At 43.0% G+C, this 25204-nt stretch carries 24 protein-coding genes and 1 pseudogene; 6 read left to right on the top strand and 19 right to left on the bottom strand.

Features of this window, described 5'->3' with window-relative positions:
- Window positions 1-20 precede the first annotated feature (20 nt).
- The 5 genes from agaF to agaB all read right to left on the bottom strand — a co-directional run bounded on the left by agaF (window position 21) and on the right by agaB (window position 3524).
- Complete coding sequence (gene agaF, locus RUMTOR_RS02870) at window positions 21-449, bottom strand: PTS galactosamine/N-acetylgalactosamine transporter subunit IIA (protein ID WP_004845574.1); 429 nt, start codon at window positions 447-449, stop codon at window positions 21-23.
- 51 nt (window positions 450-500) lie between these two features.
- Window positions 501-1166 (bottom strand): hypothetical protein, encoded by a 666-nt coding sequence (locus tag RUMTOR_RS02865; protein WP_009242279.1) that lies wholly within the window; start codon window positions 1164-1166, stop codon window positions 501-503.
- A 106-nt stretch (window positions 1167-1272) separates the two neighbouring features.
- Complete coding sequence (locus tag RUMTOR_RS02860) at window positions 1273-2187, bottom strand: PTS system mannose/fructose/sorbose family transporter subunit IID (RefSeq protein ID WP_004845572.1); 915 nt, start codon at window positions 2185-2187, stop codon at window positions 1273-1275.
- Entirely contained in the window at window positions 2177-3010 is an 834-nt protein-coding gene (locus RUMTOR_RS02855) for a PTS mannose/fructose/sorbose/N-acetylgalactosamine transporter subunit IIC (RefSeq protein ID WP_004845571.1), read from the bottom strand. The genes RUMTOR_RS02860 and RUMTOR_RS02855 overlap by 11 nt, the downstream gene beginning before the upstream one ends.
- A 37-nt stretch (window positions 3011-3047) precedes the next feature.
- Window positions 3048-3524, bottom strand: a complete 477-nt coding sequence (gene agaB / locus RUMTOR_RS02850) for a PTS galactosamine transporter subunit IIB (protein WP_004845570.1) — start codon at window positions 3522-3524, stop codon at window positions 3048-3050.
- Between the two features lie 531 nt (window positions 3525-4055).
- On the opposite strand from agaB, the gene RUMTOR_RS02845 reads away from it, so the two are divergent.
- A complete protein-coding gene (locus RUMTOR_RS02845) occupies window positions 4056-5276 on the top strand; it encodes an argininosuccinate synthase (protein ID WP_004845569.1) in 1221 nt (406 codons plus the stop codon).
- A 96-nt stretch (window positions 5277-5372) separates the two neighbouring features.
- Here the strand turns inward: RUMTOR_RS02845 and RUMTOR_RS02840 are convergent, their stop codons facing one another.
- On the bottom strand, window positions 5373-6374 hold the full coding sequence (locus tag RUMTOR_RS02840; RefSeq protein WP_004845568.1) for a C39 family peptidase: 1002 nt from the start codon (window positions 6372-6374) through the stop codon (window positions 5373-5375).
- A 94-nt stretch (window positions 6375-6468) separates the two neighbouring features.
- Complete coding sequence (locus RUMTOR_RS02835) at window positions 6469-7500, bottom strand: dipeptidase (RefSeq protein WP_004845566.1); 1032 nt, start codon at window positions 7498-7500, stop codon at window positions 6469-6471.
- A 133-nt stretch (window positions 7501-7633) separates the two neighbouring features.
- On the opposite strand from RUMTOR_RS02835, the gene RUMTOR_RS02830 reads away from it, so the two are divergent.
- The 3 genes and pseudogenes from RUMTOR_RS02830 (at window position 7634) to RUMTOR_RS02820 (ending at window position 8882) form a co-directional block, all read left to right on the top strand.
- Complete coding sequence (locus RUMTOR_RS02830; protein WP_004845565.1) at window positions 7634-8365, top strand: gamma-glutamyl-gamma-aminobutyrate hydrolase family protein; 732 nt, start codon at window positions 7634-7636, stop codon at window positions 8363-8365.
- A gap of 28 nt (window positions 8366-8393) precedes the next feature.
- On the top strand, window positions 8394-8576 hold the full coding sequence (locus tag RUMTOR_RS02825) for a ferritin family protein (protein ID WP_004845564.1): 183 nt from the start codon (window positions 8394-8396) through the stop codon (window positions 8574-8576).
- A 58-nt stretch (window positions 8577-8634) separates the two neighbouring features.
- A pseudogene (locus tag RUMTOR_RS02820) lies at window positions 8635-8882 on the top strand (spore coat protein).
- 67 nt (window positions 8883-8949) lie between these two features.
- Here the strand turns inward: RUMTOR_RS02820 and RUMTOR_RS02815 are convergent.
- The 12 genes from RUMTOR_RS02815 to RUMTOR_RS02760 form a co-directional block, all read right to left on the bottom strand.
- Complete coding sequence (locus RUMTOR_RS02815) at window positions 8950-9792, bottom strand: Cof-type HAD-IIB family hydrolase (protein WP_004845561.1); 843 nt, start codon at window positions 9790-9792, stop codon at window positions 8950-8952.
- 6 nt (window positions 9793-9798) lie between these two features.
- A complete protein-coding gene (locus tag RUMTOR_RS02810) occupies window positions 9799-11172 on the bottom strand; it encodes an NAD(P)/FAD-dependent oxidoreductase (protein ID WP_004845560.1) in 1374 nt (457 codons plus the stop codon).
- A gap of 210 nt (window positions 11173-11382) precedes the next feature.
- Window positions 11383-11544, bottom strand: coding sequence for a rubredoxin (rd, locus tag RUMTOR_RS02805; protein ID WP_004845559.1), 162 nt, complete (start codon window positions 11542-11544; stop codon window positions 11383-11385).
- A 113-nt stretch (window positions 11545-11657) separates the two neighbouring features.
- Entirely contained in the window at window positions 11658-12719 is a 1062-nt protein-coding gene (locus RUMTOR_RS02800) for a ribonucleotide-diphosphate reductase subunit beta (RefSeq protein WP_004845558.1), read from the bottom strand.
- Window positions 12720-12769: 50 nt separating this feature from the next.
- Window positions 12770-15028, bottom strand: coding sequence for a ribonucleoside-diphosphate reductase subunit alpha (locus tag RUMTOR_RS02795; protein ID WP_242647682.1), 2259 nt, complete (start codon window positions 15026-15028; stop codon window positions 12770-12772).
- Window positions 15029-15054: 26 nt separating this feature from the next.
- On the bottom strand, window positions 15055-16209 hold the full coding sequence (gene ytvI / locus RUMTOR_RS02790; RefSeq protein ID WP_004845556.1) for a sporulation integral membrane protein YtvI: 1155 nt from the start codon (window positions 16207-16209) through the stop codon (window positions 15055-15057).
- Window positions 16199-16807, bottom strand: coding sequence for a ribosome biogenesis GTP-binding protein YihA/YsxC (yihA, locus tag RUMTOR_RS02785; RefSeq protein ID WP_004845555.1), 609 nt, complete (start codon window positions 16805-16807; stop codon window positions 16199-16201). Before yihA ends, ytvI begins: the two co-directional genes overlap by 11 nt.
- Window positions 16808-16820: 13 nt before the next feature.
- Window positions 16821-19148, bottom strand: a complete 2328-nt coding sequence (gene lon, locus RUMTOR_RS02780; protein WP_004845554.1) for an endopeptidase La — start codon at window positions 19146-19148, stop codon at window positions 16821-16823.
- A gap of 263 nt (window positions 19149-19411) precedes the next feature.
- Window positions 19412-20683, bottom strand: a complete 1272-nt coding sequence (clpX, locus tag RUMTOR_RS02775; protein WP_004845552.1) for an ATP-dependent Clp protease ATP-binding subunit ClpX — start codon at window positions 20681-20683, stop codon at window positions 19412-19414.
- 22 nt (window positions 20684-20705) lie between these two features.
- The gene (gene clpP / locus RUMTOR_RS02770; protein WP_004845551.1) at window positions 20706-21287 is read right to left on the bottom strand and encodes an ATP-dependent Clp endopeptidase proteolytic subunit ClpP; all 582 of its coding nucleotides are present in this window, start codon (window positions 21285-21287) and stop codon (window positions 20706-20708) included.
- Window positions 21288-21440: 153 nt separating this feature from the next.
- Window positions 21441-22730, bottom strand: coding sequence for a trigger factor (tig, locus tag RUMTOR_RS02765; RefSeq protein ID WP_004845548.1), 1290 nt, complete (start codon window positions 22728-22730; stop codon window positions 21441-21443).
- A 180-nt stretch (window positions 22731-22910) separates the two neighbouring features.
- Window positions 22911-23543, bottom strand: coding sequence for a DJ-1 family glyoxalase III (locus tag RUMTOR_RS02760; protein ID WP_009242284.1), 633 nt, complete (start codon window positions 23541-23543; stop codon window positions 22911-22913).
- Between the two features lie 102 nt (window positions 23544-23645).
- Here RUMTOR_RS02760 and RUMTOR_RS02755 point away from each other — a divergent pair, with 102 nt between their 5' ends.
- The gene (locus RUMTOR_RS02755; RefSeq protein ID WP_004845546.1) at window positions 23646-24098 is read left to right on the top strand and encodes a CYTH domain-containing protein; all 453 of its coding nucleotides are present in this window, start codon (window positions 23646-23648) and stop codon (window positions 24096-24098) included.
- Between the two features lie 226 nt (window positions 24099-24324).
- Window positions 24325-25131, top strand: coding sequence for a glutamate 5-kinase (proB, locus tag RUMTOR_RS02750; RefSeq protein WP_004845545.1), 807 nt, complete (start codon window positions 24325-24327; stop codon window positions 25129-25131).
- The last annotated feature ends 73 nt before the right edge of the window (window positions 25132-25204 follow it).

Below are 25204 nucleotides of genomic sequence, written 5' to 3'. Positions count from 1 at the left end.
AGCCATTATAAAAAGTCGATTTAAATTCCGTCTTCAGACTCTTCCTGTACTACCTGCTTGAATTCATATTTTGTTACCTGCTCTTTTCCTGTCTCAAGTACAGACTCCACAAGTCCGTCCAGATCGTCCATGAATTTACGCGACATTACGATCTCTACGAGCATCGGCAGGTTTGTACCCGCAACAATGCGTACATTTTCTTTTCCGTGTCCGAGTGAAGCAGCAACGTTAAACGGCGATCCACCCATCAGATCTGTAAAGATAATAATTCCTTCACAATCTTTCAACTCATCCATTGCTTTCGCAATCTCTTCTGTCAGTTCTTCTGTTCCATATGTCGGAAGAAAATCTACATAACGGTATGCTTCCTGCTCTCCTGCGATCAAATTCACAGAGCTTGTCATACCCGAACCAAAATTTGCATGTCCTGTAACGATTAATCCTATCATAATATCTCTCCTGTTCTATATTACTGTCTGCATTTTCTGCAGTATTTTGCTTTAACTATCTTGCTCCTGAGCCTCAGCCTCTCTAAGATAACGATCGACAACGGGCATATAAACAGCTTTGGGATGTAAACAAGCTTTTGCACTCTGCATGTAAATCAGTGCATTTTTGTCATCCCCCAGAGCAGAATATTGCTTTGAAATCATAACCAAGATCACTCCGAGTGCAAATCCATAGTACCGCTTTGAATTGATATCCTCGTCCATCTCCTCGATCAGATCTGTTCTGCCGTCAAGCATGACCGCATATGCATTCTCGTTGTAATGAATAAATGCCTCGTCCCCTGTTTTCTTAATTTCCTTTAAGATCCAGTCCGCATATTTCCTGTTACCTTTGATCAGGAATGTATGAAAATACGTTTCCAAAAAGCTTTGCTTATCATCAGGACGCGGATATGTCGTATCCAGCATATGTATGAGCATTTTCTCGAATTTTTCTTCGTCTTTCGTCACATATAACACTCTTAATTTATAGAGGTCACAGACATACTCTCCAAGAAGTTTTCTCGTGATCCACATATCTGCCGTTTTTTCCACAAGGACACTGTCCTTGTTTTTAAGTCCGACATTCATATTATGCAGTTGAAAATTTTTGATGCCCTGAAAAATAATATATCCGACAGCGGCAATCAATATAATAAAAATTGTTATTGTGTTCAAACAGCCACCTAATTTCTCTGTAAAATAATGTAAGGGGGGGATTAAAATCCCTCCCCTTACTTATACCCGATATAGATTTATATCGGCATTTTCATAATGAATCGACTTATTCAGCCGGCTCCTCCGGAAGCTGATACCACTCAACAAGCGGTGTATATCCTCCCGGAATTGTGTTTCCGTCAGCGTCCATAGCTTTAGAATCACCTGTCCAGATACCGAATGCACAACCAAGGATACCTACTACAAGGATAAGGATGATACATTTAACCGGTGTCCAGCCTTTTTTGATCAGAACATAAATTCCAAGTGTGATCAACAACGGAATCAATTTCGGAAGTACTCCGTCAAGAAGTCCCTGAATGTTGATTGCCGGATCGCCAACAACGATACGCAGTGATGTTCCACCATAGTTAGCAATAAGTCCACCTACAACGAAGATACCAAGGATACTTGCTGCACGAGTAAACTCTTTTGCGCTTGATGTCAACAGTGTAACTGCTTTTGTACCAAGTCCGTAAGACCAGTACATAAGACCAAAACGAACTGCAAACTGAACAGCGTTGAAGATGATAAGGAAGAGAACCGCACCGATAATCTGTCCTTCCATCGCCATGTTTGCTGTCAAACCTGCTGTGATCGGAACAAGTGTCAGCCAGAAAAGAGCGTCACCGATACCACCGAGCGGTCCTGCTGCGGAAATACGTACGGAACGGATTGTAGCTGTATCAGCCTTGTTCTGCTCAAGTGAAAGAACAATACCCATTACAAATGTTACGAGGAACGGGTGAGTGTTCAAAAAGTCAAGGTTGTGTGCCATGGAAGCTTTAAGGTCTTCTTTGTTTGTATGTATTTTCTGAAGACCCGGAAGCATTCCCCAAAGCCATCCACAAGCCTGCATTCTTTCATAGTTGAAGGATGCCTGTAAGAAACAGGACAGCCAAACCATTTTGTTCAAAGTTTTTTTATCCAGCTGTGGTGCCGGAGTCAAATCCTGATATTTCTCTGGAATATTATATGCCATCCTGGTCACCTCCTACAAAGCCTGCTCCTGCGCCGGCATTCTGTTTGATCTTTGTCTGTGTTGTGAAGTCATAGATTGCAATAGCTGCACCTACGAATGCACAAAGGAGAAGTGTTGCTCCTGCTGTTGATGCGTTTGCTGCACAAATAAGTGCCATTGCGAAACCTGCAAGAAGGAATCCCCACATTTCTCCGGACATCATAACTTTCATCAGGATAGCAAATCCAACGAACTTCATAGCGCCGCCTGCTGCATCCAGACCTGCCATTACCCATGAGAACTGGTAAGAGAAGTCTTTCAGTGTTTCACCAAGAGCTGTTCCGCCGTAAAGTCCTGCTACTGCAAGAACTCCGAACAGACATCCAAGTACTGCCATCTCAAGGAAGTTGATGTTGCGGATACCTTTAACATTAGCTTCCTCAGCGTACTTGTCAGCTTTAGCCATCATACCGGACATAAATGTAAATGTCAGTGTAACTGCATACTGTCCGAATACTGCGAACGGAATTGCAAGACCCATTGCTGCGCCTACACCGTCTGCTGTAGCTTCCATGTCAAGTGAAACTGCGAAAATAGTTGCCATAATACCACCAAGAATTGCGTTTGGCGGCTGTGCTCCACCGATCGGCATACTTCCGATCTGAATAAGCTGGTAAGCACCACCTACTACGATACCAAGCTCAAAGTTACCAAGGATTGCTCCGATAATCGGGCAAGTAACGATCGGCTGGTACAGGGACTCTAAGAAGCTGAACTGGTCAATACCCATGATAAAGGCTACTACGAAGACCAGAAGAGCTTGGATGATTGAAATATCTCCCATGTTTACTCCTTTCCAATTAACCGATAAAACTTAATTATCATTTGAATAATTTTTCTGTACTTTCTGCCGGTGTATCAGGAACTCGTTTGATTTCCAGTTCCACACCGAGATCCTGCAACTTTCTAAATGTTGCAACATCGTCGTCATCAACTGCAACCGAAGTTGCCACCTGACGTTTACCCTCAGCCATGTGCATATTACCGATATTTAATTTTTTGATCGGTACGCCGCCCTCTACGAGCTTAAGCACATCCTGCGGAGATTCGCAGATAATTGCAATATGCTGATTTGCAGAAGCTTTGTGGATGATATTGATTGTCTTCTCGATTGTGAAGAAACGTGTCTGCGCATAAGCCGGAGCAGCCATGTTCATCAAACCTTGACGGAATTCATCCGCGGCAACCGCATCATTCGCAACAAGCAACAAGTTCGCGCCTACAACGCCACACCACTGTGTTGCCACCTGACCATGAATCAGACGATTGTCAATTCTTGTCAATCGAATATCTGGCATTTTTCGTGTCCTCCTTCCTTATTAAGATTAGCATTCATCGGACAGGTCAAAGCCCCTTTCCTCATGCCGTTTCAACAAGCTCTCTTTAAGAAAATAAAACACTTAAAGAGTAAATCTGCTTACGAAGTTTATTATACCAAATTCCCGCCTGATTAGTTTGCACTTTTTATTTATCCATTTGCATTTTTGCATTAGATAATTTTAATGAAAAAGTTATGCTTTTTTTATTTTTTTATCACAAAAGTTACAATCAACCTCTTTTGTTTTACATTTTTTCACATTTAATATAGAAGAAACACAAATTCCGCCTCTGAATCTCCCTATTTTTACATTTTTATAATACTACTTGTGATCTTTTGTATATTTACCACTCCATTTTTGCATTTTTATGCATCTATTGTATATTTTATGCATTTTTATTTAATTTTTCATTTTTCTATTGCATATTTATAAAATCAGGTGTATAGTATGGATAGTTAAAGCAAAAACAAACTTTTAAATAAGAAAAATATATTTCAGGAGGCAATTAAAATGAGCAAAGAAAAAGTTATACTTGCATATTCAGGAGGTCTTGATACGACAGCAATCATTCCATGGCTGAAAGAAAATTTTGACTATGATGTAGTTTGCTGCTGCATCGACTGCGGACAAGGCGAAGAACTGGACGGACTGGAAGAAAGAGCTAAACTTTCAGGCGCTTCCAAATTATATATTGAAAATATCATCGATGAATTTTGCGACGATTATGTAATGCCGTGCGTGAAAGCCGGCGCCGTTTATGAGAATAAATATCTTCTCGGTACGTCGATGGCACGTCCGGTCATTGCAAAAAGACTTGTTGAAATAGCACGTAAAGAGGGCGCGACAGCTATTTGTCACGGTGCAACAGGAAAAGGAAACGACCAGATCCGCTTTGAGCTCGGAATCAAAGCGCTCGCACCGGATCTGAAGATCATTGCTCCGTGGAGAATGACTGACGTTTGGACAATGCAGTCTCGTGAAGAAGAGATTGAATACTGTAAACAGCACGGAATCGATCTTCCGTTTGACGCAAAACACAGCTATAGCCGCGACCGAAACTTATGGCACATCAGCCACGAAGGACTGGAATTAGAAGATCCTGCAAACGAACCGAATTACGATGATCTGCTCGTTCTTGGCGTAACTCCGGAAAAAGCTCCTGACGAAGGCGAGTACGTGACAATGACATTTGAAGCCGGCGTTCCGAAAACTCTGAACGGAAAGGAAATGAAAGTTTCCGAAATCATTACCGAACTGAATGCACTTGGCGGAAAACACGGTGTCGGCATCGTTGATATTGTCGAGAACCGCGTTGTCGGAATGAAATCACGCGGCGTATACGAGACACCGGGCGGAACGATCCTTATGGCTGCTCACGAACAACTCGAAGAACTTGTTCTCGATCGTGCTACATACGAAGTCAAAAAAGATCTCGGCAATAAATTTGCACAGATTGTATACGAAGGAAAATGGTTTACACCGCTTCGTGAAGCAATTCAGGCATTTATCGATGTTACACAGCAATATGTGACAGGTGAAGTAAAATTCAAATTATATAAAGGAAACATCATCAAAGCAGGCGAAACATCTCCGTACTCTCTGTACAGCGAATCCCTCGCAAGCTTTACAACTGGCGAATTGTACGATCACCACGATGCAGAAGGATTTATCAACCTGTTCGGTCTTCCGTTAAAAGTCCGTGCAATGAAAATGCAGGAACTCGAGAAATAAAATTTATCCATACGACAATTTGTTTATGTCATAAAATCGGACAGCGTCTTGCTTTAATATTTTCAAAGCAAAACGCTGTCTTTCTATTCATTCTCTCTACATCCTCGAGAATGCCCATAAGTTCTGAATCTGCGGTTCCAGTCTTTCATAATCCCATAGCTGCCCGCTTCTGATCCTGCTGTTCGGATCATTCACTTTTATTTTTCCGTTTTCGACCTTCGTAAGCACAATAAAGTGTCCTGTCGTCGTAAAGTCTCCGGGCCGCATACTACATATGATCGGACAGCCGCTTTCCAATGCCGAAAATACTTCCGACCGGCTTAGACCAAGCTCTTCGCCCCATATTCCGAACGACTGAACACCTTCCGACATAAGCGTCCAGCTTGTTCCCGACTCTCCCGCATAATATCCTTGTTCCTCTGCAAACTTTGCCACCTTATACGGTGTGACGGACGGATCACAAAGCAGTCCGGAAACAACCATAGCGACCGCCGTCGGTCCACATCCGTTGACTGCGATCATATTATCTCCATAAACAGAATATCCCCATCTTTCATCCCACTGTAACAGGAGCGGAATCTCTCCTGCAGCCACTTCCCCGATCGTATCTGCCGGAGAAGCATCTTTCATTTTAGAATAATTTTTTACAAATTCCCAAGTTTCAGGATTTTTACCAAGGAGATCTTTGAGAGTATCCGCATTCTCATCGGTTTTGTCAATAGACTGATAAGCCTCTTTTGCTTTATACATTTCTTTTCCTTCTTTCAGAAATCCATTGACTGCCTGACCTAAGCCTCCTGCTCTGTAATTTTCATCCAAAAATCGTTCTTTCAGAAAAAGTACTGCCGCTATGACCGCAGCTACGCAAAATACTGCTGCCACTGCTTTTCTCAGAAATCTTGCTTTTTTCCTCTTCCGAAGTTTTTTTATTCTTCTGCTTTCGTTTACTCTGCCCCGATCTGCATTTCGTTTCTTAGGCTTTTGCTCTTCATATCTTCCGTCGACGTTCCGCCGTTTTGTTCTGTCTGCGGGATGTGTTCGGAATCTTCTGTCTGCACCGTACTTTTCATTCTTTCTGTCAAAGCTTTCTTTCCGCATTTTATCGCCCTCTTACTGTTTTTTCTTCACAGCGTAAAGTATATCCGCAAACAGCTTTCTTTTCTTTAAACAAAATCCTAAGTTTTCTTTAATTTTACTTTTTCCGCAACACGTCATTCATAACCCGCAAAATGTTTCCGGATGCAAATTTTTCAATCTGTCTCCCCGTCAATCCCGCGCGTTCCAGCCTTTCCCACAATTTCCACATATCTTCCACATCCCGAATCTCTCCCGGAAGCGCTTCTTTTGAAAACCCGTCGAAATCCGTCCCAAGCGCAACCGCATCTTCTCCGGCTTTATCGATCATGTACAAAATATGTTTTACAATATCAGAAATTTCCGCTCTTCCTTCTTTTCTTAAAAATGCAGAATAAAAATTCACTCCTGCCACTCCTCCTTTGTTTCCAAGAAGGCGGAGCATTTCATCTGTCAGATTCCGCGGATGCAGGCAAAGAGATCTTGCGTTTGAATGAGATGCCACGATCGGAAATTCACTGTACTTAACGCAGTCATAAAAACCTCCGTCCGACAAATGTGACACATCCACAATCATGCCAAGCTCATTCATTCTCCTGACAGTTTCTATTCCAAATGGTTTCAGCCCTTTTCTCATCACTTTTCTATTAGCACTGTTTGGACTGCCGATACAATTTTCATAATTCCATGTCAACGTCATCAGACGGACGCCTTCTTCATACAATTCATCGATCCGCTCTGTTTTTCCTCCAAGGACACCGCCTTCTTCTACCGTCAGCACAGGGTTCAAAAAACATGTATTTTGTTGTTTTATTTTCCGATCCGCCTGATTACATCTGTCTATTTCTTCCTTGGCATATGAGATCATCCGGCGAACCGCCTTATATGCTCTGTCTTCACTTTCCTTATCTTCACCTGTTCCATCTGCATTTTGTATATAGATACCCGGATTCTTTGTTTTCTTTTCATCTGCATACCGCAGATCTGTTCTGTAATCTTTTAAATTTACAAAACACGCAAAAAACTGCATCTGCGCTCCCGCTCTTTCAAGCCGTTCCATATCTACGCACAATGTATTTTTCATCAGCGTTCCTTTTCTGTTTTTATAAATCTCGCTCACCGTATCGCAGTGCATATCGATCCATCTCATAGCTTTTCCTCTTTTCAAATTTTTATTTTCTTCTCTTATGTATAAGCAGTTCTCTTTTTACATATTCTGACTATAGCACAAGCGCAGTACAATCGGCGGCCTTCTGCAAAATAATACATCAAAAGGAGACTATATGCATCCTAAAATCGGCATCATCATATGCGGATTCAATGAGAATCGGCAGTTTGTACCAAATGTTTATATTCAATCCGTCCGTTACGCCAAAGGAATCCCTCTCCTCATCCCTCTTGTGCGAAGCGACAGGATGATCGATGACTATGTAAGTTTATGCGACGGATTTCTCTTTTGCGGAGGCGAAGATATCACCCCTCTTTTATTCGGAGAAGAACCGCAAAACGGAAACGGAAAAACAGACATTACGGTAGACCTTTTTCAAATCCGTCTCATGAAGCGCGTTCTGGCTTCCCGAAAACCTGTCCTTGCAATCTGCAGAGGAATGCAGATTTTAAATGTTTCCTGCGGCGGAACAATCTGGCAGGATCTTTCCCTTATCCCACAGCCGACGCTCAACCACACACAGCAGTCCGCATCCAGAGGAGATGTCAGCCACCGCATCAAAATCGAACGTTGCTCAAAGCTCAAACAATTTGTAGGCTCGTGCATTTATGTGAACAGTTTCCACCATCAATCTGTCAAAACACCCGGGAGAAACGTCTGTGTCAGCGCCCGTTCCCCGGACGGCGTCATTGAGGCAATCGAACTTTCCGGACATCCTTTCGCCCTCGGAGTTCAATGGCATCCCGAGTGCATGTATCGCACCTCGCCTGAAATGCGTTCTCTTTTCCATGAATTTATTGCACATTCACTTATAAACAGCAAAGATTCCGGACATACTATTTCCTGAAATATTATTTATAAAGGAGGTTATATTCATGACAGAAATATCAATCCTTGATCTTCAAAACCTTCGTCATCTTATCGGCGGATATTCCACTACCCACTGTAAAATGACAGATTATGCTTCAAAAGCCGAAGATCCGGAAATCAAAAAGCTTTTTCAGGAAGCGGCTGATTCCGCTATGAAAAATAAACAGGAACTGATGAAATTCCTGTAATCTTCCACAATTTTCATGAGACAAACAATCAAAATCATTACAGAACGAGGTGAACACAATGGATGAAAAGACACTGGTTTCAGATGCTCTTGTAGGAATTAACGGTGAACTGAAAATGTTCGGAGATATGATCCCACAGACAGAAAACAAAGAATTAAAACAATGCTTAAAACAGATCCGCAATCAGTGTGAGATGGCACAGGAAAAAATGTACACTGCCGCACGGGAAAAAGTTATTATGTTCCTGCCGAAAAAGCATCTATGCAGGAAATCGAACATGTCAAATCTATTTTAAACGTAAAATAAGCCAGTTCAGGGTTCAGGCGATAAAAAACTGCCGCCTGAACCCTGATCCAACTATAGAACCAACTTTTCATAAGATATATTTTTCAATCGCCTCCGCAGCTCCGTCATGGCGATTCGACGACGTTACATAATCTGCTCGTTGTTTCAACATTTCCTCTGCATTTCCCATAGCAATTTTTAAACCGGATTCTTCAAACATGAATGAATCATTTTCCCCGTCTCCGATGCAGGCAATCTCCTCTTTCTCTATGCCAAGATGAGCAGAAAGCGCTTTCAGGCCATTCCCCTTGGACGCATCTTTTGAAAATATTTCGGCATAAATCCCGGTATACGCAGCTTTCACCTGAGGATACACCGAAAGGATCTCTTTTAATTTTTCCTTTTCTTTTGACGTAGGAAAATAAAACTGAAGTTCTTCTACATCACAATCACTTTTTGAAAGAATCTCTTCCATGTTTCTCACGCAGCAAACCGCCGCTGCATCTTTCCCGTAAACAATGCGGCCTGCCGAAGTAAAAAGCTTTCCCTGAGCAAAATAGCGGTGTCTTACATGCGCCGCAATGCCGAATTTTTCTTTTCGGCAGTCGGAAAGGATCGAAAGCGCATCTTCTTTTTTTATCAGAGCCCTGAACAATGTCTTCTTTTCTTTTACATCTGTCACCATAGCTCCGTTTGAAGTGATCACATAACGAAACAGATCTTTGTTTTTTTCGTCATCTTCGGTTTTGCTCTCCCTTAGCACACCTGCCGCCAGCCTGTGCGGAATACACCCTAAATTTCGTCCCGTACACGGAACAACCGTAATCCCGGCTTTCGCAGCTTTTCGCAGTACATCCAGCGTTCTGTCCGTCATACGGCTTCTCTGATCTAAACATGTTCCGTCCATATCGATTGCAAGTAATTTTATCATAATCTCTTACTTCCTTTTTGCGATACTACGCGCAACGTAAACTCCGCTGGCAGAAGCATGGGACAAAGAGTGAGTCACTCCGCTTCCATCCCCGATCACATATAATCCTTTGTGATTTGTCTCAAGATGCTCATCTAACTTCACTTCCATATTATAAAACTTCACTTCCACACCATAGAGAAGCGTATCGTCATTCGCCGTACCAGGCGCAATCTTATCAAGAGCATAGATCATCTCAATGATTCCGTCTAAAATACGTTTCGGAAGAACAAGACTTAAATCTCCCGGCTCCGCTGACAGTGTCGGGCGCACGAATCCTTCTTCAATACGTTTTGCCGTACTTCGCCTTCCTCTTGTCAGATCTCCGAAGCGCTGCACGATCACGCCTCCGCCGAGCATATTGGATAAGCGTGCTATGCTTTCTCCATATCCATTGCTGTCTTTAAACGGTTCCGAAAAATGTTTCGCCACAAGAAGAGCAAAATTTGTATTTTCCGTCTGCTTCTTCGGATCTTCATAACTATGACCGTTTACTGTCACAATTCCGTTTGTATTCTCATTTACAACAATACCGTAGGGATTCATGCAAAATGTTCTTACCTTATCTTCAAACTTTTCCGTACGATACACAATTTTACTTTCATACAGTTCATCTGTCAGATGGGAGAAGATCACTGCCGGAAGTTCAACTCTTACACCTAGATCCACCCTGTTTGAGTTTGTCTCGATATCAAGACTTTCGCACACTTTCTCCATCCATTTGCTTCCGCTTCTTCCTACGGAAATAATACACTCCTCACACTCGTCTGTACTGTCCCCGCTTATCACACGATAGCCGCCGTCAACCGCCTCCAGTTCATCCACACGATAATTAAACCGGAATTCTACTTTTTCTTTCAGCTCTTTATATAGATTTTCCAATACAATATAATTGATATCTGTTCCCAAATGCCGCACAGAAGCATCTAATAACTTCAGTTCATTTTGAATACAAAGTTTTTTAATATCCGTTCCCGCAGTAGAATACATCTTTGTTCCCTCTCCGCCGTAGGCAAGATTGATCTCATCGACGTATTTCATAAGGTCGATCGCAGTATCTTTACCGATATATTCATACAGTGTACCGCCGAAATCATTTGTAATGTTATATTTTCCGTCTGAAAATGCCCCTGCGCCTCCAAAACCGCTCATGATCGCACAAGTTTTACAGTTAATACAGCTTTTTATCTTCTTTCCGTCTATCGGGCATTTTCTTTTCTCAAGAGAATTCCCCGCTTCAAATACAGCGACTTTTAGTTCCGGCGCTTTTTTTGCAAGTTCATATGCCGCAAAGATTCCTCCCGGTCCGGCGCCGATAATAATCACATCATATCTGCTCATTTTCTTTTCCCTTTCTTTTTTGTTGTTTTTCTCATTGTTTTTATTTTTCTCTTTTTTAGTTTCTTTATTAAAATTCAGAGGTCAAAATATGCAAAAACATTTTTCAATATCACTTGACGTATACGCGACAGCACAAAAAGAAAGACCGTTCTCCGGGAATCACTTTCCGAGAACCGCCTTTCCTCGTTTTTATGTCTCTGCCGTTTATGATTACTCTACTTCGGAAAACTCATCTTTTCCTACTCCGCAAAGCGGACAGAGGAAATCTTCCGGAACGTCTTCCCATTTTGTTCCTGCTTCAACTCCGTTATCCGGATCGCCGATTTCTTCATCATAAATGTATCCACATACGTCACACACATATTTTTTCATGATAATACCTCCTGCAAATTCTCATCTTATTCTTTCATTATCTGCCGATAATACTTTTTCATAATAGCATAGAACTTTTCTTTTTTCAAGCGCCTCTTAAATCGTTTAAAATTTTAAAGATCATCGATCAATGCTGTTGATTTCGCATAAGCCGTCGAGCGTGCTTCAAAGAAATCCGTCTTCACCATATTGGCGTTTGAATACTGAGATACCCATTTCATTGTCTCCGGCTCTCTTTCACATCCCGGGTATATCGGGGCATATCCAAGGCTTTTCCATCTCAGATTGCCGAGATAACGGATATAATCTGTTATCATCTTTTCGTTCAATCCCGGCACTTCATTTCCGATCACATAACATGCCCATTCGATTTCCTGGCGAACCGCTTCCATAAGCAGTTCTTTCATCTCTGACACCATATGATCGTCAAACAGCTCCGGATGTTCTTTGCGAAGTTCGATGATAATATTACGGAAAAGCCATAAATGCGTATTCTCATCTCTGTTAATATACCGGATCTCCTGAGCAGATCCCGGCATTTTTCCGTTCCTGGACAAATTATAGAAAAACATAAAACCGGAAAAGAAATAGATCCCTTCCAGAACAAAATTTGCCATCATCACTTTCACTAAAGTCCGCGCATCTTTTTTTACCTGAAATTCATTATAGCATTCCCCTATAAATGTATTCCTTTTCAACAGATGTTCGTCTGTTTTCCACTGGTATAAAATATCCATTCTTTCATCAGGCGAGCAGATCGTATCAAGCATATAAGAATATGACTGTGAATGTACACATTCCTGAAACGTCTGAATGTTCAGACAAAGATTCACTTCATTTGCCGTAATATATTCTCCGACGCAGGGCAGATTTGCCGTCTGAATCGAATCAAGAAATACGAGAAAGGACAAAATTTTATCATAGGCTTTCCGCTCCGCCGGCGATAGATTCGGGTAATCTTTTATATCCTGCGACAAGTTGATTTCCTCCGGTATCCAGAAATTATTCATTGCCTGACGATACCATTCGGATGCCCATGTATATTTCAAATTATTATAATCATTTAAATTAGTTGTATTCCCGCCGATCATGCGGCGTTTCAGTACGTCCGTATCTCCGTCCGGATTAAAAAGCGGTTTGTGCGGAAGCGGTTTTTTTATATCAAATTGCTGCATAGTCGTCTCCTTTTTCTTTTTGCCGGCAGCAAAAAGCGACTTCTTGTTTTCTAGGAAGAACAAGACTCACACTCTTCTACTTCCAGCGATTTTGACCTTACATAGTATACTGTTTTTACGCCGCATTCCCATGCCTTTAAATACAGGTTAAGCACTTGGCGCATTGTATAATCGTTTGTTATATAAAAATTCATCGACTGAGCCTGATCCACATGTCTTTGTCTGACTCCGCATGCGCGTACAGACCAATTCTGATCAATATGATGTGCGTTTATGTAATACCAATACGTCTCCGGGCTAAGATCAGGCGCAACTCTGGGAAGCATAGATCCCTTTTTCTCTTCCAGGAAATACTTGTTCATAACCGGATCGATCCCCGCTGTCGTTCCCGCGATAATGGAAGTGGAACTTGTCGGCGCGATCGCCAAAAGATATGCGTTTCTCATTCCCTGTCTGTGTACTTTTTCCCTTAGCTCCTTCCACTCATCCGAGCAGTATCCCCGCTTTTCAAAATAGGCTCCGCTCTCCCAGTCCGATCCTTCAAAATATCGGTAAGAACCTTTTTCTTTCGCATAATCACTGCTTGCTTCAATGGCCGCATAATTAATCTGCTCAAACAATTTATCAACAAACGCCAAATGTTCTTCCGACTGCCATTTGATCTTATTTTTCGCAAGCATATGGTGATATCCGCTTACCCCAAGACCTATAGATCGATATGTATGGTTTGTGATCTTTGCGTAGGGAACAGGATAAAAATTCAGATCGATCACGTTGTCAAGCGCCCTGACAACCGTACGCACAACTTTACGGACATATGCAGGATCATTTACCGGAAGGTTACCAAGTGACAAAGACGCCAAATTACAGACGACAAACTCTCCTGCTTTTGTTGTATTGACGACTACTGTGTCTTTGTCTTCTGTCTGTATTTTTGTTTCAACCGTAGAAATCGCGGACATATTCTGCGCAATTTCCGTACAAAGATTAGAACAATAAATCATTCCTTTGTGAGGGTTTGGATTCGCACGGTTCACTGTATCTCTGTTAAATGCAAACGGAGTTCCGGTCTCCGCCGCTGATTTGATGATCAGACGGATCAGATCTTTCAAAAGAACTGTCCTTTTCTTAATTCTTGCATCATGAACACAATCCCAATAGCGGCGCTCCCATTCTTCTCCGAAACTATCTTCCAAACAATATTCTTTTACCGTCATGATCTCATGCGGGCACATCAGATACCAGTCCTGATCCAGGTTTTCTCCTGCCATTTTCCAGAACAGATCCGGATAACAGACTGCCGGAAATACATCGTGCGCTTTCATTCTCTCATCGCCGTTATTTGTCCGAAGCTGAAGGAATTCCGGCAAGTCTCTGTGCCATGCATCGAGATATACCGCGACCGCTCCCGCTCTTACCCCAAGCTGATCTACCGCAACCGCAGTATCATTCACGATGCGGACCCAGCGTATCACTCCGCCTGCCGCCCCTTCAAATCCTCGTATCATACTTCCCGATGCACGTACTTTCCCGAAATACAACCCCATTCCGCCGCCGTATTTGCTTACCATGGCAAAATTATCAATCGACCGGAAAATTCCTTTCAAACTGTCGGGAACAGTGTCAATAAAACAAGAACTAAGCTGATGAAACGGCTTTCTTGCATTTGCCAGAGTCGGAGTCGCCATTGTCACTTCTAATTTAGAGAGCATATCGTAAAACTCTCTCACCCACATAAGTCTGATCTTTCTTTTCTCATTCATCGCAAGATGAAGGGCAATCCCTAAGAACATCTCCTGCGGACTCTCCAGCGGAACATGCCGATGTGTTGAGATCACATATCTCTTTATGAGAAGATCCAATCCCGAATAGTTAAACAGCCTGTTTCTTTCTTTGCATATATAACTCTCCGCTTCTACGATCTCTTCTTTTGAGTAATTTTCCATGATATAAGAACCGTACAGTCCTTTTTCTGTCAGGTAAACAATCTTTTCATACAGATCTGAAATCCCGATCGATTTCTCTTCTTCTTTCAATTTTTCCGAAAAGCGAAAATCAAGCAGCCATCCTGCGATCATTTCCCAACGCGGCGCTTCCTGACTTGTAAGTTCCGCCGCCGCTTTGATCAGCGCGTCGAATCTTCCCCCATCGTCCATATCCGTTTTCAAAAATCCCGAAAATTTCTCAAAAAGAAGTTCCAATGAATAAACTTTTTCCGGAAATTCTGTGTGTATGTCATATAAAAGCTTTTCCAACCGTTCTTGAAACTGCAAAGTACGGCACACAAAGCTGTCTGTTATCAAAGTCATTCCTTTTTTCTCAAATGTTTCTGTCATCAATTCCTCCTTTTTTCTTCCTGTATCTTTTCCTCATTTTCATGAAGACCTAAAACGCCTTCTACAAGAATCTCAACATCATTAAATATATAATCAAATGCTCCTGCCTGACACATATTGATCAAAACCATTCCGACCGGCACTGACAAGATCATCCAGAGTAATCCTCCTGCTTTATAGCCTACATACAAAAGCAGCAGGGTAACAAGCGGATTCAGTCCGACACTGTCGCCAACCATTTTCGGCTGAAGGAGCTGTCTTACAACCTGTGTGATCACATAGAGGACGACCAAAGATACCGTCATCTTGTAATCACCCATAAAAAACTGATACACAGCCCACGGTATCATCGCTGTTCCGGTTCCGAAAAACGGAAGGAAATCAAGAAATGAGATCAAAAATGCCACAAGAACAAAATATCCGATGCCCATAAATCCAAGTCCTGCCGCTAAAATCAAAAATACGACTCCCATAATCTTAAACTGCGCTTTAAAATATCCGCCTAATGCATATTTTAAATTATCCGAAACAAGAGTCATCCTCTTTTGAACCGATACAGGCGCAACTTTTTTCAGCCATGCAAGCACATCTTCCCTCTGAACAATGAAAAAATATGCCGACATAATAGCTACGACAAACGAAACAAGATAATACGGAACTCTTTTTGCAATATTTCCTGCGGCAGATACAGTCGGTTCACTGATTCCCGATACAACTTTTCCCATATATTGATCAAGATTCGACGCAACTGTGTTCCATCCGTTCTGCACAACCTCGGGAAGCCTATCGAATACTCCCGAAAGAGTATCTCCGATCTGACTCAACCCGCTTTCCAGTTGTGCATATATCGACGGAAAATCTCTGACTAAGCTGGCGACTTCCAGAATGAGCCGGCTGATGCCAAGATAGAGTATACCGACGATTCCTCCTAGAACGAGGATAACGATCAACGCCGAACCAAGCTTTTTCACTATACGCAGCCGCTTTTCCAGCCAGTTTACAAGCGGAGCCGCCACTGCGGAAATAATCCATCCGATCACAAACGGCATAAGAAACCCGATCGCTTTTATTCCGATGATCACAAATGCAGCCGTCGCTGCCAGACTAAAAAGCAGCCGTATGCCGACCTGCCAATAAGGACGTTTATTCTCCATCCTGCGCCTCCACATTAAAACATTCCGCTTCAATCAGTTCCCATATATCCTCTTTTCCCTGTTTCGACACCGAGGAAAAAGGTAGCACTTTTGTTCCCGGAACAAGATCCAGACCTTGTTTAAGCATTTTTACATGTTTTTGTATCTGACTTCTCTTAATCTTGTCAAGCTTTGTCGCAATGATAATCGGATGATAACCTTGCTCTACGATCCATTGATACATCATTCTGTCGTTCGCCGACGGATCATGTCTGATATCAATCAGAAGAAATACTGCTTTTAACTGCTTGGAACTGTGCAGATAACGCTCGATCATCCGCCCCCACTGCTCTTTTTCTTTTTCCGAAACACGGGCATATCCATATCCCGGAAGATCGACAAGGTACATTTCATCATTTATATTATAAAAATTGATCGTCTGTGTTTTCCCCGGTGTCGCCGAAATACGAGCGTAAGATTTTCTATTCATCAAAGCATTGATCAAGGAAGATTTTCCTACGTTTGATTTTCCGGCAAATGCGACTTCCGGCTTGTCATTTTCCGGCAGCGTACTCGTAATTCCGCACACTGTTTCGAGATTAATATTTTTGATTACCATAATGAACTTCCTTTCATTTTCGTTTTCTGCCCATAGCCGCCTTCAGCACTTCATCCATGCTCTCTACAAACAGAATTTCCATTCCTTTTGTAATCTCCGCCGAAAGTTCTTCTACATCCGCCTGATTTGCTTTCGGAACGAGCACCGTTTTTATCCCGGCGCTCTTTGCAGCCAGAAGCTTTTCTTTCAAACCGCCGATAGGCAGCACGCGCCCTCTCAGCGTCACTTCTCCGGTCATAGCCAAATCTGCCCTGACTTTCTTTTCTGTAATTGCCGAGAGCATCGCCACTGCCATTGTTATTCCTGCCGACGGTCCGTCTTTAGGTACTGCGCCTTCGGGAATATGCACATGAATGTCATGTTTTTCAAAAAAATCCGGCGAAATGGCATATTTTTTACTTACCGAACGGATATAACTGATCCCCGTCCTGGCAGATTCTTTCATCACATCTCCGAGCTGCCCCGTAAGCATAAGTTCTCCTTTTCCCGGCATTACATTGACTTCGATCTGAAGCGTATCGCCTCCGACGCTTGTCCATGCAAGTCCCCGGACAATTCCTACTTCCGCAGCGATATTTGCCATCTGATAAGTATACTTCTCTTTTCCGAGAAAACGATGGATATTTCGGTCTGTCACTGCAATTTTTTTTCGTTCTGTCGTAAAGATTTCTTTTGCAGCCTTTCTGCACACATTTCCGATCTCTCGTTCAAGCTGGCGCACTCCGGCTTCTTTCGTATAATTTCTTGCTATCTTCCAGATTGAATGTTTACTGAACGTAATCTGCTTCGGAGTCAGACCATGCTTCTCTATCTGTTTCGGAATCAAATGCTCCTCGGCAATATGGAGTTTTTCATTTTCCGTGTAACTGCTGATTTCGATCACTTCCATACGATCAAGCAGCGGACGCGGAATCGTCTGCAGCGTATTTGCCGTCGTAATAAAAAGCACTTCCGACAGATCAAGCGGAACTTCCAGATAATGATCTCTGAACTTATGATTCTGTTCGTTGTCCAACACTTCCAAAAGAGCCGAAAACGTATCTCCTTTATAGTCTGTACTCACTTTGTCGATTTCATCCAAAAGCATGACGGGATTTTTTACTCCCGCAGTCCGAAGTCCGTTAGCGATCCGCCCCGGCATTGCTCCGACATATGTTCTTCTGTGTCCTCGTATTTCCGCTTCATCTCTGACTCCGCCTAAAGAAATGCGGACATATTTCCTTTTCAAAGACCGTGCAAGCGATTTTGCGATCGATGTTTTTCCCGTACCCGGCGGTCCCACAAGACAAAGTATCGGACTTTCTCCTTTTTTTGTAAGCGCACGTACTGCCAGAAATTCCAAGATTCTCTCTTTCACCTGTTCAAGCCCATAATGATCTTCTTCCAGTACCATGCCGGCATATTCCAGATCATTATGATCCTGCGTAGAGCGGTCCCACGGCATCTCAAGCAGAGTTTCTATATATGTGCGGATCACACCGCTCTCCGCCGGTGAATTCAAAGAACTTTTAAATCTCCCGATTTCCTTTTTCAGCTTTTCTTTTACTTCTTCCGGCGCTTTTAACTTTTTCAGTTCTTTTTCAAATTCTTCTGCGTCAGATGCGGTCGATTCCTCTCCGAGTTCTTCCCTGATCAGTTTTAACTGCTCGCGCAAAATATATTCTCTTTGATGCTTATCGACTCTTTCTTTTACTTTCCGCTGTATCTCTTCTTTGATATCGATGATCTGCACTTCATTCACAAGTTTAAACGCTAGTTTTTCGTATCGTTTCAGCAGATCCGTCTCATTCAATATATCTTGCTGATCTGTGTAATAAAGAGGAATATTCGCCGCAATCTCATCTACCAGTTTCCGCAGGCCTTTCATCTCGACTAACTGGGAAACAGCTTCTTTAGACATCTTTCCGTTTTTTGCCGCGTAACTGACAAACATATCTTTCAGTCCCCGCTCCATAGCTTCTGTATTTACATCTTCCGGAAGAATCTCTTCAGAATCATCAAGAAGTTCTACATTTGCCCGTAAGTACAGATCTGTATATTCAATCTCTTTTAGTCTTCCCCGCATTTCGCCGGATACAAGCACACGCACAATATGCTTCGGCAGTTTAATGATCTGTTTGATCGTTCCTACCGTGCCGATCTCGTATACGTCCTCCATCTTAGGATCCTCTGTGTCGATCGATTTTTGTGCAGTCAAGAAAATCTTTTGTTCTTCCGCCATCGCTTCTTGTATCGCAGCAACCGACCGTTCACGGCTTACATCAAAATGAACAACCATTTCAGGCATAATAGTCATCCCACGCAAAGCTACCATCGGCAGGCTTTTTATCGTATTTTCCATGTTGTAACCTCCTGCTGTATCTCATCGCGCAGATCTTTTCCTGCGCTGTCTTATATTTTTCGGACATTTTATCGTATACATAGTAACAATCGCCGGAAGTGACAAAAGGCACGTTCCGGGATTGTAAGCAGTCGCCAAGGTCTCTGGCAAGCCAGGACTTTGGCTCGTCGCTGTTGCAAAAAGCGGGTGTGATGCCCCCATCACACCCGTTTTACACAGTTCCCTTTTATACAGTTATCGATGTTCTGTATATTTGTTCGCAGCTATGCGCTCTGCGATGTCAAAAAAGATCTTCGCTCTTCTCCGTCTCGAAGATACAGCGGCTCGCCTTTTCCTTCTACCACATCTCTTGTGATCCTGCATTCTTTAATCGTTTCATCAGAAGGAACCTGATACATCGTATCCATCATGATCTTTTCCATGATCGCACGGAGTCCGCGGGCGCCTGTCTTTCTTTTCAGCGTCGTTTCAGCCACTGCGATAAGAGCGTCCCGATCAAATTCCAGTTTTACTCCGTCCAGCTCAAGAAGCTTCTGATACTGTTTTACGATCGCACTCTTCGGCTCTGTCAAAATGCGGATCAACGCATCCTTATCAAGCAGGTCAAGCGTAACCGTCACCGGAAGTCTTCCGATCAGCTCCGGAATCAGTCCGAACTTCACAAGATCCTGCGGAAGCACTTCCTGTAAAAGTACATCCATATCATACTCATGCTTTTCCGCGATTTCTGCATTGAAACCGATCGACTTCCTGTCAAGACGAGTCTCGATAATCTTGTCGATTCCTTCAAATGCGCCTCCGCATATAAAAAGAATATTCGTTGTGTCAATCTGAATCAGCTCCTGATGAGGATGTTTCCTTCCGCCCTGCGGAGGAACTGATGCAACCGTTCCTTCTATGATCTTCAATAAAGCCTGCTGTACACCTTCTCCTGAGACATCTCGGGTGATCGATGGATTTTCTGACTTTCTTGTGATCTTATCAATCTCATCAATATAAATAATGCCGTGCTCTGCTCTCTCAATATCCCCATCTGCCGCCTGAATAATCTTCAAAAGGATATTTTCCACATCTTCGCCCACATATCCTGCCTCTGTAAGCGCCGTCGCATCCGCAATCGCAAAAGGCACGTTCAGCACTTTCGCAAGTGTCTGGGCCAGAAGCGTTTTCCCGCAGCCTGTCGGACCAAGCATTAAAATATTGCTTTTTTGCAGCTCTACCCCGAGATCCTGTTCTGCCATAATTCTTTTGTAATGGTTATAAACTGCCACTGAAAGTACTTTTTTTGCCTCATCCTGTCCGATCACATAATCATCAAGAAAAGCTTTCATCTCTTCCGGTGTCAAAAGATTAATATCATCAAACAATTCTCTTTCGTTATAATCTAATTCCTCTTCTATGATCTCAGAACAGATTCCGATACACTCGTCGCAAATATATGTGCCGTTCGGACCTGCGATCAGCTTTCTTACCTGCGCCTGCGTTTTATTACAAAAGGAACATCTGACGATATCGTCTGTCGGTTTTCCTGCCATATTCTTTCACCTCAAAGCCAAATTAATGTTTTGCGATCACCTCGTCGATCAAACCGTACGCCTTTGCCTCATCGGCAGACATAAAATTGTCACGCTCTGTATCTGCCTTGATCGTCTCAAGTGATTGTCCTGTATTTGCAGCCAATATTTCATTCAATTTCTGTTTCGTACGCAGAATGTGTTCTGCCGCGATCTGGATCTCTGTCGCCTGTCCCTGCGCTCCGCCTGACGGCTGATGGATCATAATCTCCGCATTCGGGAGGGCAAAACGCTTGCCTTTCTTTCCGCCTGCAAGAAGGAACGCTCCCATACTTGCCGCCATTCCGATACATACTGTAGATACGTCACATTTGATATACTGCATTGTATCATAAATTGCCATTCCTGCCGTCACAGACCCTCCCGGGCTGTTGATATAAAGCTGGATGTCTTTGTCCGGATCATCCGCCTCAAGGAATAAAAGCTGCGCCACGATCACACTTGCGGACACATCGTTTACTTCCTCTCCGAGAAAGATGATTCTCTCTTTCAAAAGTCTTGAGTAAATATCATACGAGCGCTCTCCGCGGCTCGTCTGCTCGATGACATAAGGTACTAAACTCATGGTCAATACTCCTTTCAATCTGTCAGCCTTCTTTGGCACTTATAATATTGTTTGTATAAACGCCGTTTTCAACGGCCGTTCTACAGGCCAAACTGCTGCATATACATATTTTTTTGAAAAAGGTGCGCCATACAGCACACCTTTGTATCTTGCTTAACCTTCTACTGCGGCATTTGCGATCAGGGTAACTGCTTCTTGGATCGCAATGTCTTCTTTCATCTGTTTCTTTTCGTTTTCGCCCATGTATTCTTTAAGCTTATCAACTTCCATCTTATAGGAATCCGCCATCTTCTGAAGTTCCTCATCAAGACGCTCCTCGGAAACTTCGATATTCTCCGCTGCAACGATTGCCTCAAGAGTCAGTCTTGTGCGGATACGTTTCTCTGCCTCCGGCTTAAACTCTTCCATCATCTTTTCTTCCGAAAGACCTGTAAACTGGAAGTACTGTTCCATCGTCATACCCTGCTGCATAATGCGGCGAGCGAAATCGTCTACCATCTGTCTTGACTGGAAGCTGATCATAGCTTCCGGAATATCCATCTCTGCATTGGCAACTGCCTGCTCTACAGACTGGTCTTCTCTCTTTTGCTTTCCTTCGTTTTCTTTGCGCTCTTTGATCTTCGCTTTTACTTCTGCCTTATATGCGTCAACAGTCTCGCTCTTCTCAGATACGTCGGATACAAACTCATCATCGAGCTCCGGAAGTTCTTTTGCCTTGATCGAATGCACTGTACATTTGAATACGGCAGCTTTTCCGGCAAGTTCTTTCGCCTGATACTCTTCAGGGAATGTCACATTGATCTCTTTTTCTTCGTCAATGTTTGCTCCGATCAACTGATCTTCAAATCCCGGAATAAACGCTCCGGATCCGATCGTCAACGGATAATCGGAAGCTTTTCCGCCTTCAAAAGCAACTCCGTCGACAAAACCTTCAAAGTCAAGCGTGATCTGATCTTTATCCTGAACCGCTCTGTCAGTTACATCGATCGTTCTTGCATTGCGTTCACGCTCTTTGTCGATCTCCTCATCTACTTCTTTCTGTGTAACTCTTGTAGAAACTTTATCAACTTTCAGACCTTTATATTCACCGAGTTTTACTTCCGGTTTTACAGCCACCTCTGCCGTAAAGATAAATTCTTTACCTTTCTCAAGCTGTGTGATCTCGATCTTCGGCTGTGACACAAGCTCAAGCTCACACTCGTCATATGCTTTCGCATACGCTTCTGAGATCATGCGGTTTGCCGCCTCATCATAGAACACTTCCGGTCCGTACATCTTTTCGATCATCTGACGCGGAACTCTTCCTTTACGGAATCCCGGAAGACTGATCTTGCCGCGCTCTTTCAGATAAGCTGCCTGAAGCGCTTTTTCCACTTCCTCTGCCGGTACTTCGATCGTTAATTTTGCCATATTATGTTCTAATCTTTCTACCTGTAAACTCATTTTTTTCCTCCTTGAATGTGCTGACTTCAAAACTGCCTCTTCGTCATATCGCACTTATAAAAAAATATACACTCGCAGTCATTGTCATAGTATAGCATACACATCCGCATATTTCCAGTATTTTTTCGTCCAAGTTCAGACATACATGAAACACACGGGAAAAATATTTTTGCAGACTGTCTATGCATATACGATAGATTCCGCGATCTCGTTCGCTTTTTCTGTTCCGCAGAGCAGTTCTGTCAATTTCAAAGCAAATGGAATCGCCGCTCCCATCCCTCTTCCTGTCGTAACATGTCCGTCTGTAACCGCCGCCTCGTGCACGACCTGTGCACAGTCAAGTCCTTCTTCAAAAGACGGATATGCACATGCTTTTCTTCCTTTCAAAATACCAAGTTCGCTCAAAATACTCGGAGCTGCGCAAATTGCCGCAAGATACTTTTTCTTCTTATCGAATTCACCGATCAGATTCCGAAGGCCTTCATGCTCTTTCAGATTCAGCGTTCCCGGCATTCCGCCCGGAAGTACGAGCATATCCCCATCCGAAAAATCCGTCTCCTCAAACAGCCGATCCGCTTCCACAATGATTTTGTGTGCCCCGTTAATCTGTTTCTGTCCGGTAATCGAGATCGTCTCCACATCGATCTTAGCCCTGCGCATAATATCAACAACCGTCAATCCTTCAATTTCTTCAAATCCGTCCGCCAAAAAAATGTATACTTTCAAATTACTACCTCCGTATTTTACTTTTTCTTTCTTTTCCGCATTCGCTCTGCTATAATCATTATAGCTTAAAATCAGCGGCGAATTCAACTCAAAGCATTGCTCCTTGCATAGTTTTTACAGGTAAAAACCGGCTCATCGCCGCTGCAATAAAATTTATGCCGCAAAAATGCGGCGGAATGGAGAATATTTATGGAAATCGAACGAAAATTTCTTGTAGATCTTTCCGATCTTCCGTTTGATCCGAAAGATTATCCGGCCAGAAAGATCGAGCAGGCTTATCTATGTACTGCCCCGGTCGTCCGTATCCGAAGAGATAATGACGATTTTTTCCTTACTTACAAATCAAAAGGAATGATGGTAAGAGAAGAGTACAACCTTCCTCTCACAAAAGAAAGTTACTATCACCTCCTGTTAAAAGCCGACGGAAGGATCATTACGAAAACCCGCTATGTCATCCCTATCGAAAACGGCCTTTTTGTTGAACTGGACATTTTTGAAGGCGACCTTGCCCCTCTCGTTCTCGCTGAGATCGAATTTCCCGATGAAGCGTTTGCCAAAGCTTATCAGGCTCCTTCATGGCTCAAAGAAGACGTAACCTACTCTTCCGAATATCACAACAGCACCCTCAGCAAAAAAGATTGAAACAGGAAACTCATCGGCTTCAGACAATGGGCAGTTCACCCTTGTCTTTTGATTTTTCAAGTTACTATCGTTATATTATTTTTATTTTCTTCATGGACATGCGTTCTCTGTCGTGATACTATATTACAGTAAATCGTTTCTGCATCTGCTCTTTTTAGTTAGATGTACGCATACGATCACCGTTTTTACACGGCAGCTTACAGTTTAATCCGGAGGAATAAGTATCATGGGACTTTGCAACAACAGAATTGTAGTAAAAGTGGGAACATCCACATTGACAAACGACGCGGGAAAAAGTGATCTTCGCGCCATCGACCGCCTTGTCTGCACACTTGCCGACATCCAGAATATGGGATATGAGGTCATCCTTGTATCGTCGGGAGCGATCGCAGTCGGCCGTAACAAGCTGAATATGCACGAAAAGCCGGACAGCATGCGTATGAAACAGGCTGCCGCAGCAGTCGGACAATGCAGTCTGATGTATTTATATGATAAATTTTTCGGAGATTATGATAAAACAGTCGCTCAGATCCTTCTCAATGCAGAAGATATCGAGCAGGAAGAAAAGAAAGAAAACTTAACGAACACATTTGACGCCCTGCTTGAAATGGGAGTCATTCCGATCGTAAACGAAAACGATTCCGTAAGTTATAAGGAAATTGAATCCGAAGACAGACTTTTCGGCGACAACGATATGCTTTCTTCTGTCGTATCCGTTCTCTGCCGCGCTAAGCGACTTGTCATTTTTTCTGATATCGACGGTTTTTATGACAGCGACCCCCGCCTTCACCCGAACGCGAAACTGATCAAAGAGATCCGCCAGATCGATGAAAGCGTCTATTCTCTCGCAGGCGGCGCAGGATCAAGACGCGGAACAGGCGGTATGAGGACAAAACTTCAGGCTGCCGAACTTGCCGCTTCACAGGGCATCGATACGATCGTGACGAACGGAAAACACCCTGAAGCTTTGTACGATATCGTAAACGGAAAACAGGCGGGAACTTTATTTGTCGGAAATAAGGACTGCCTGTAATAAAGATATCTATGACATCTATACAGAGAAAGCAGTTTCCCGAATTCAGGTTTTTATATTTTCAAAACCTCTA

It is taken from the genome of [Ruminococcus] torques ATCC 27756 (genome assembly GCF_000153925.1).
Classification (GTDB): Bacteria; Bacillota; Clostridia; order Lachnospirales; family Lachnospiraceae; genus Mediterraneibacter; species Mediterraneibacter torques.
The sequence above is the reverse complement of the archived record's forward strand: the minus strand, read 5'-3'. Positions and strand labels throughout refer to the sequence as shown.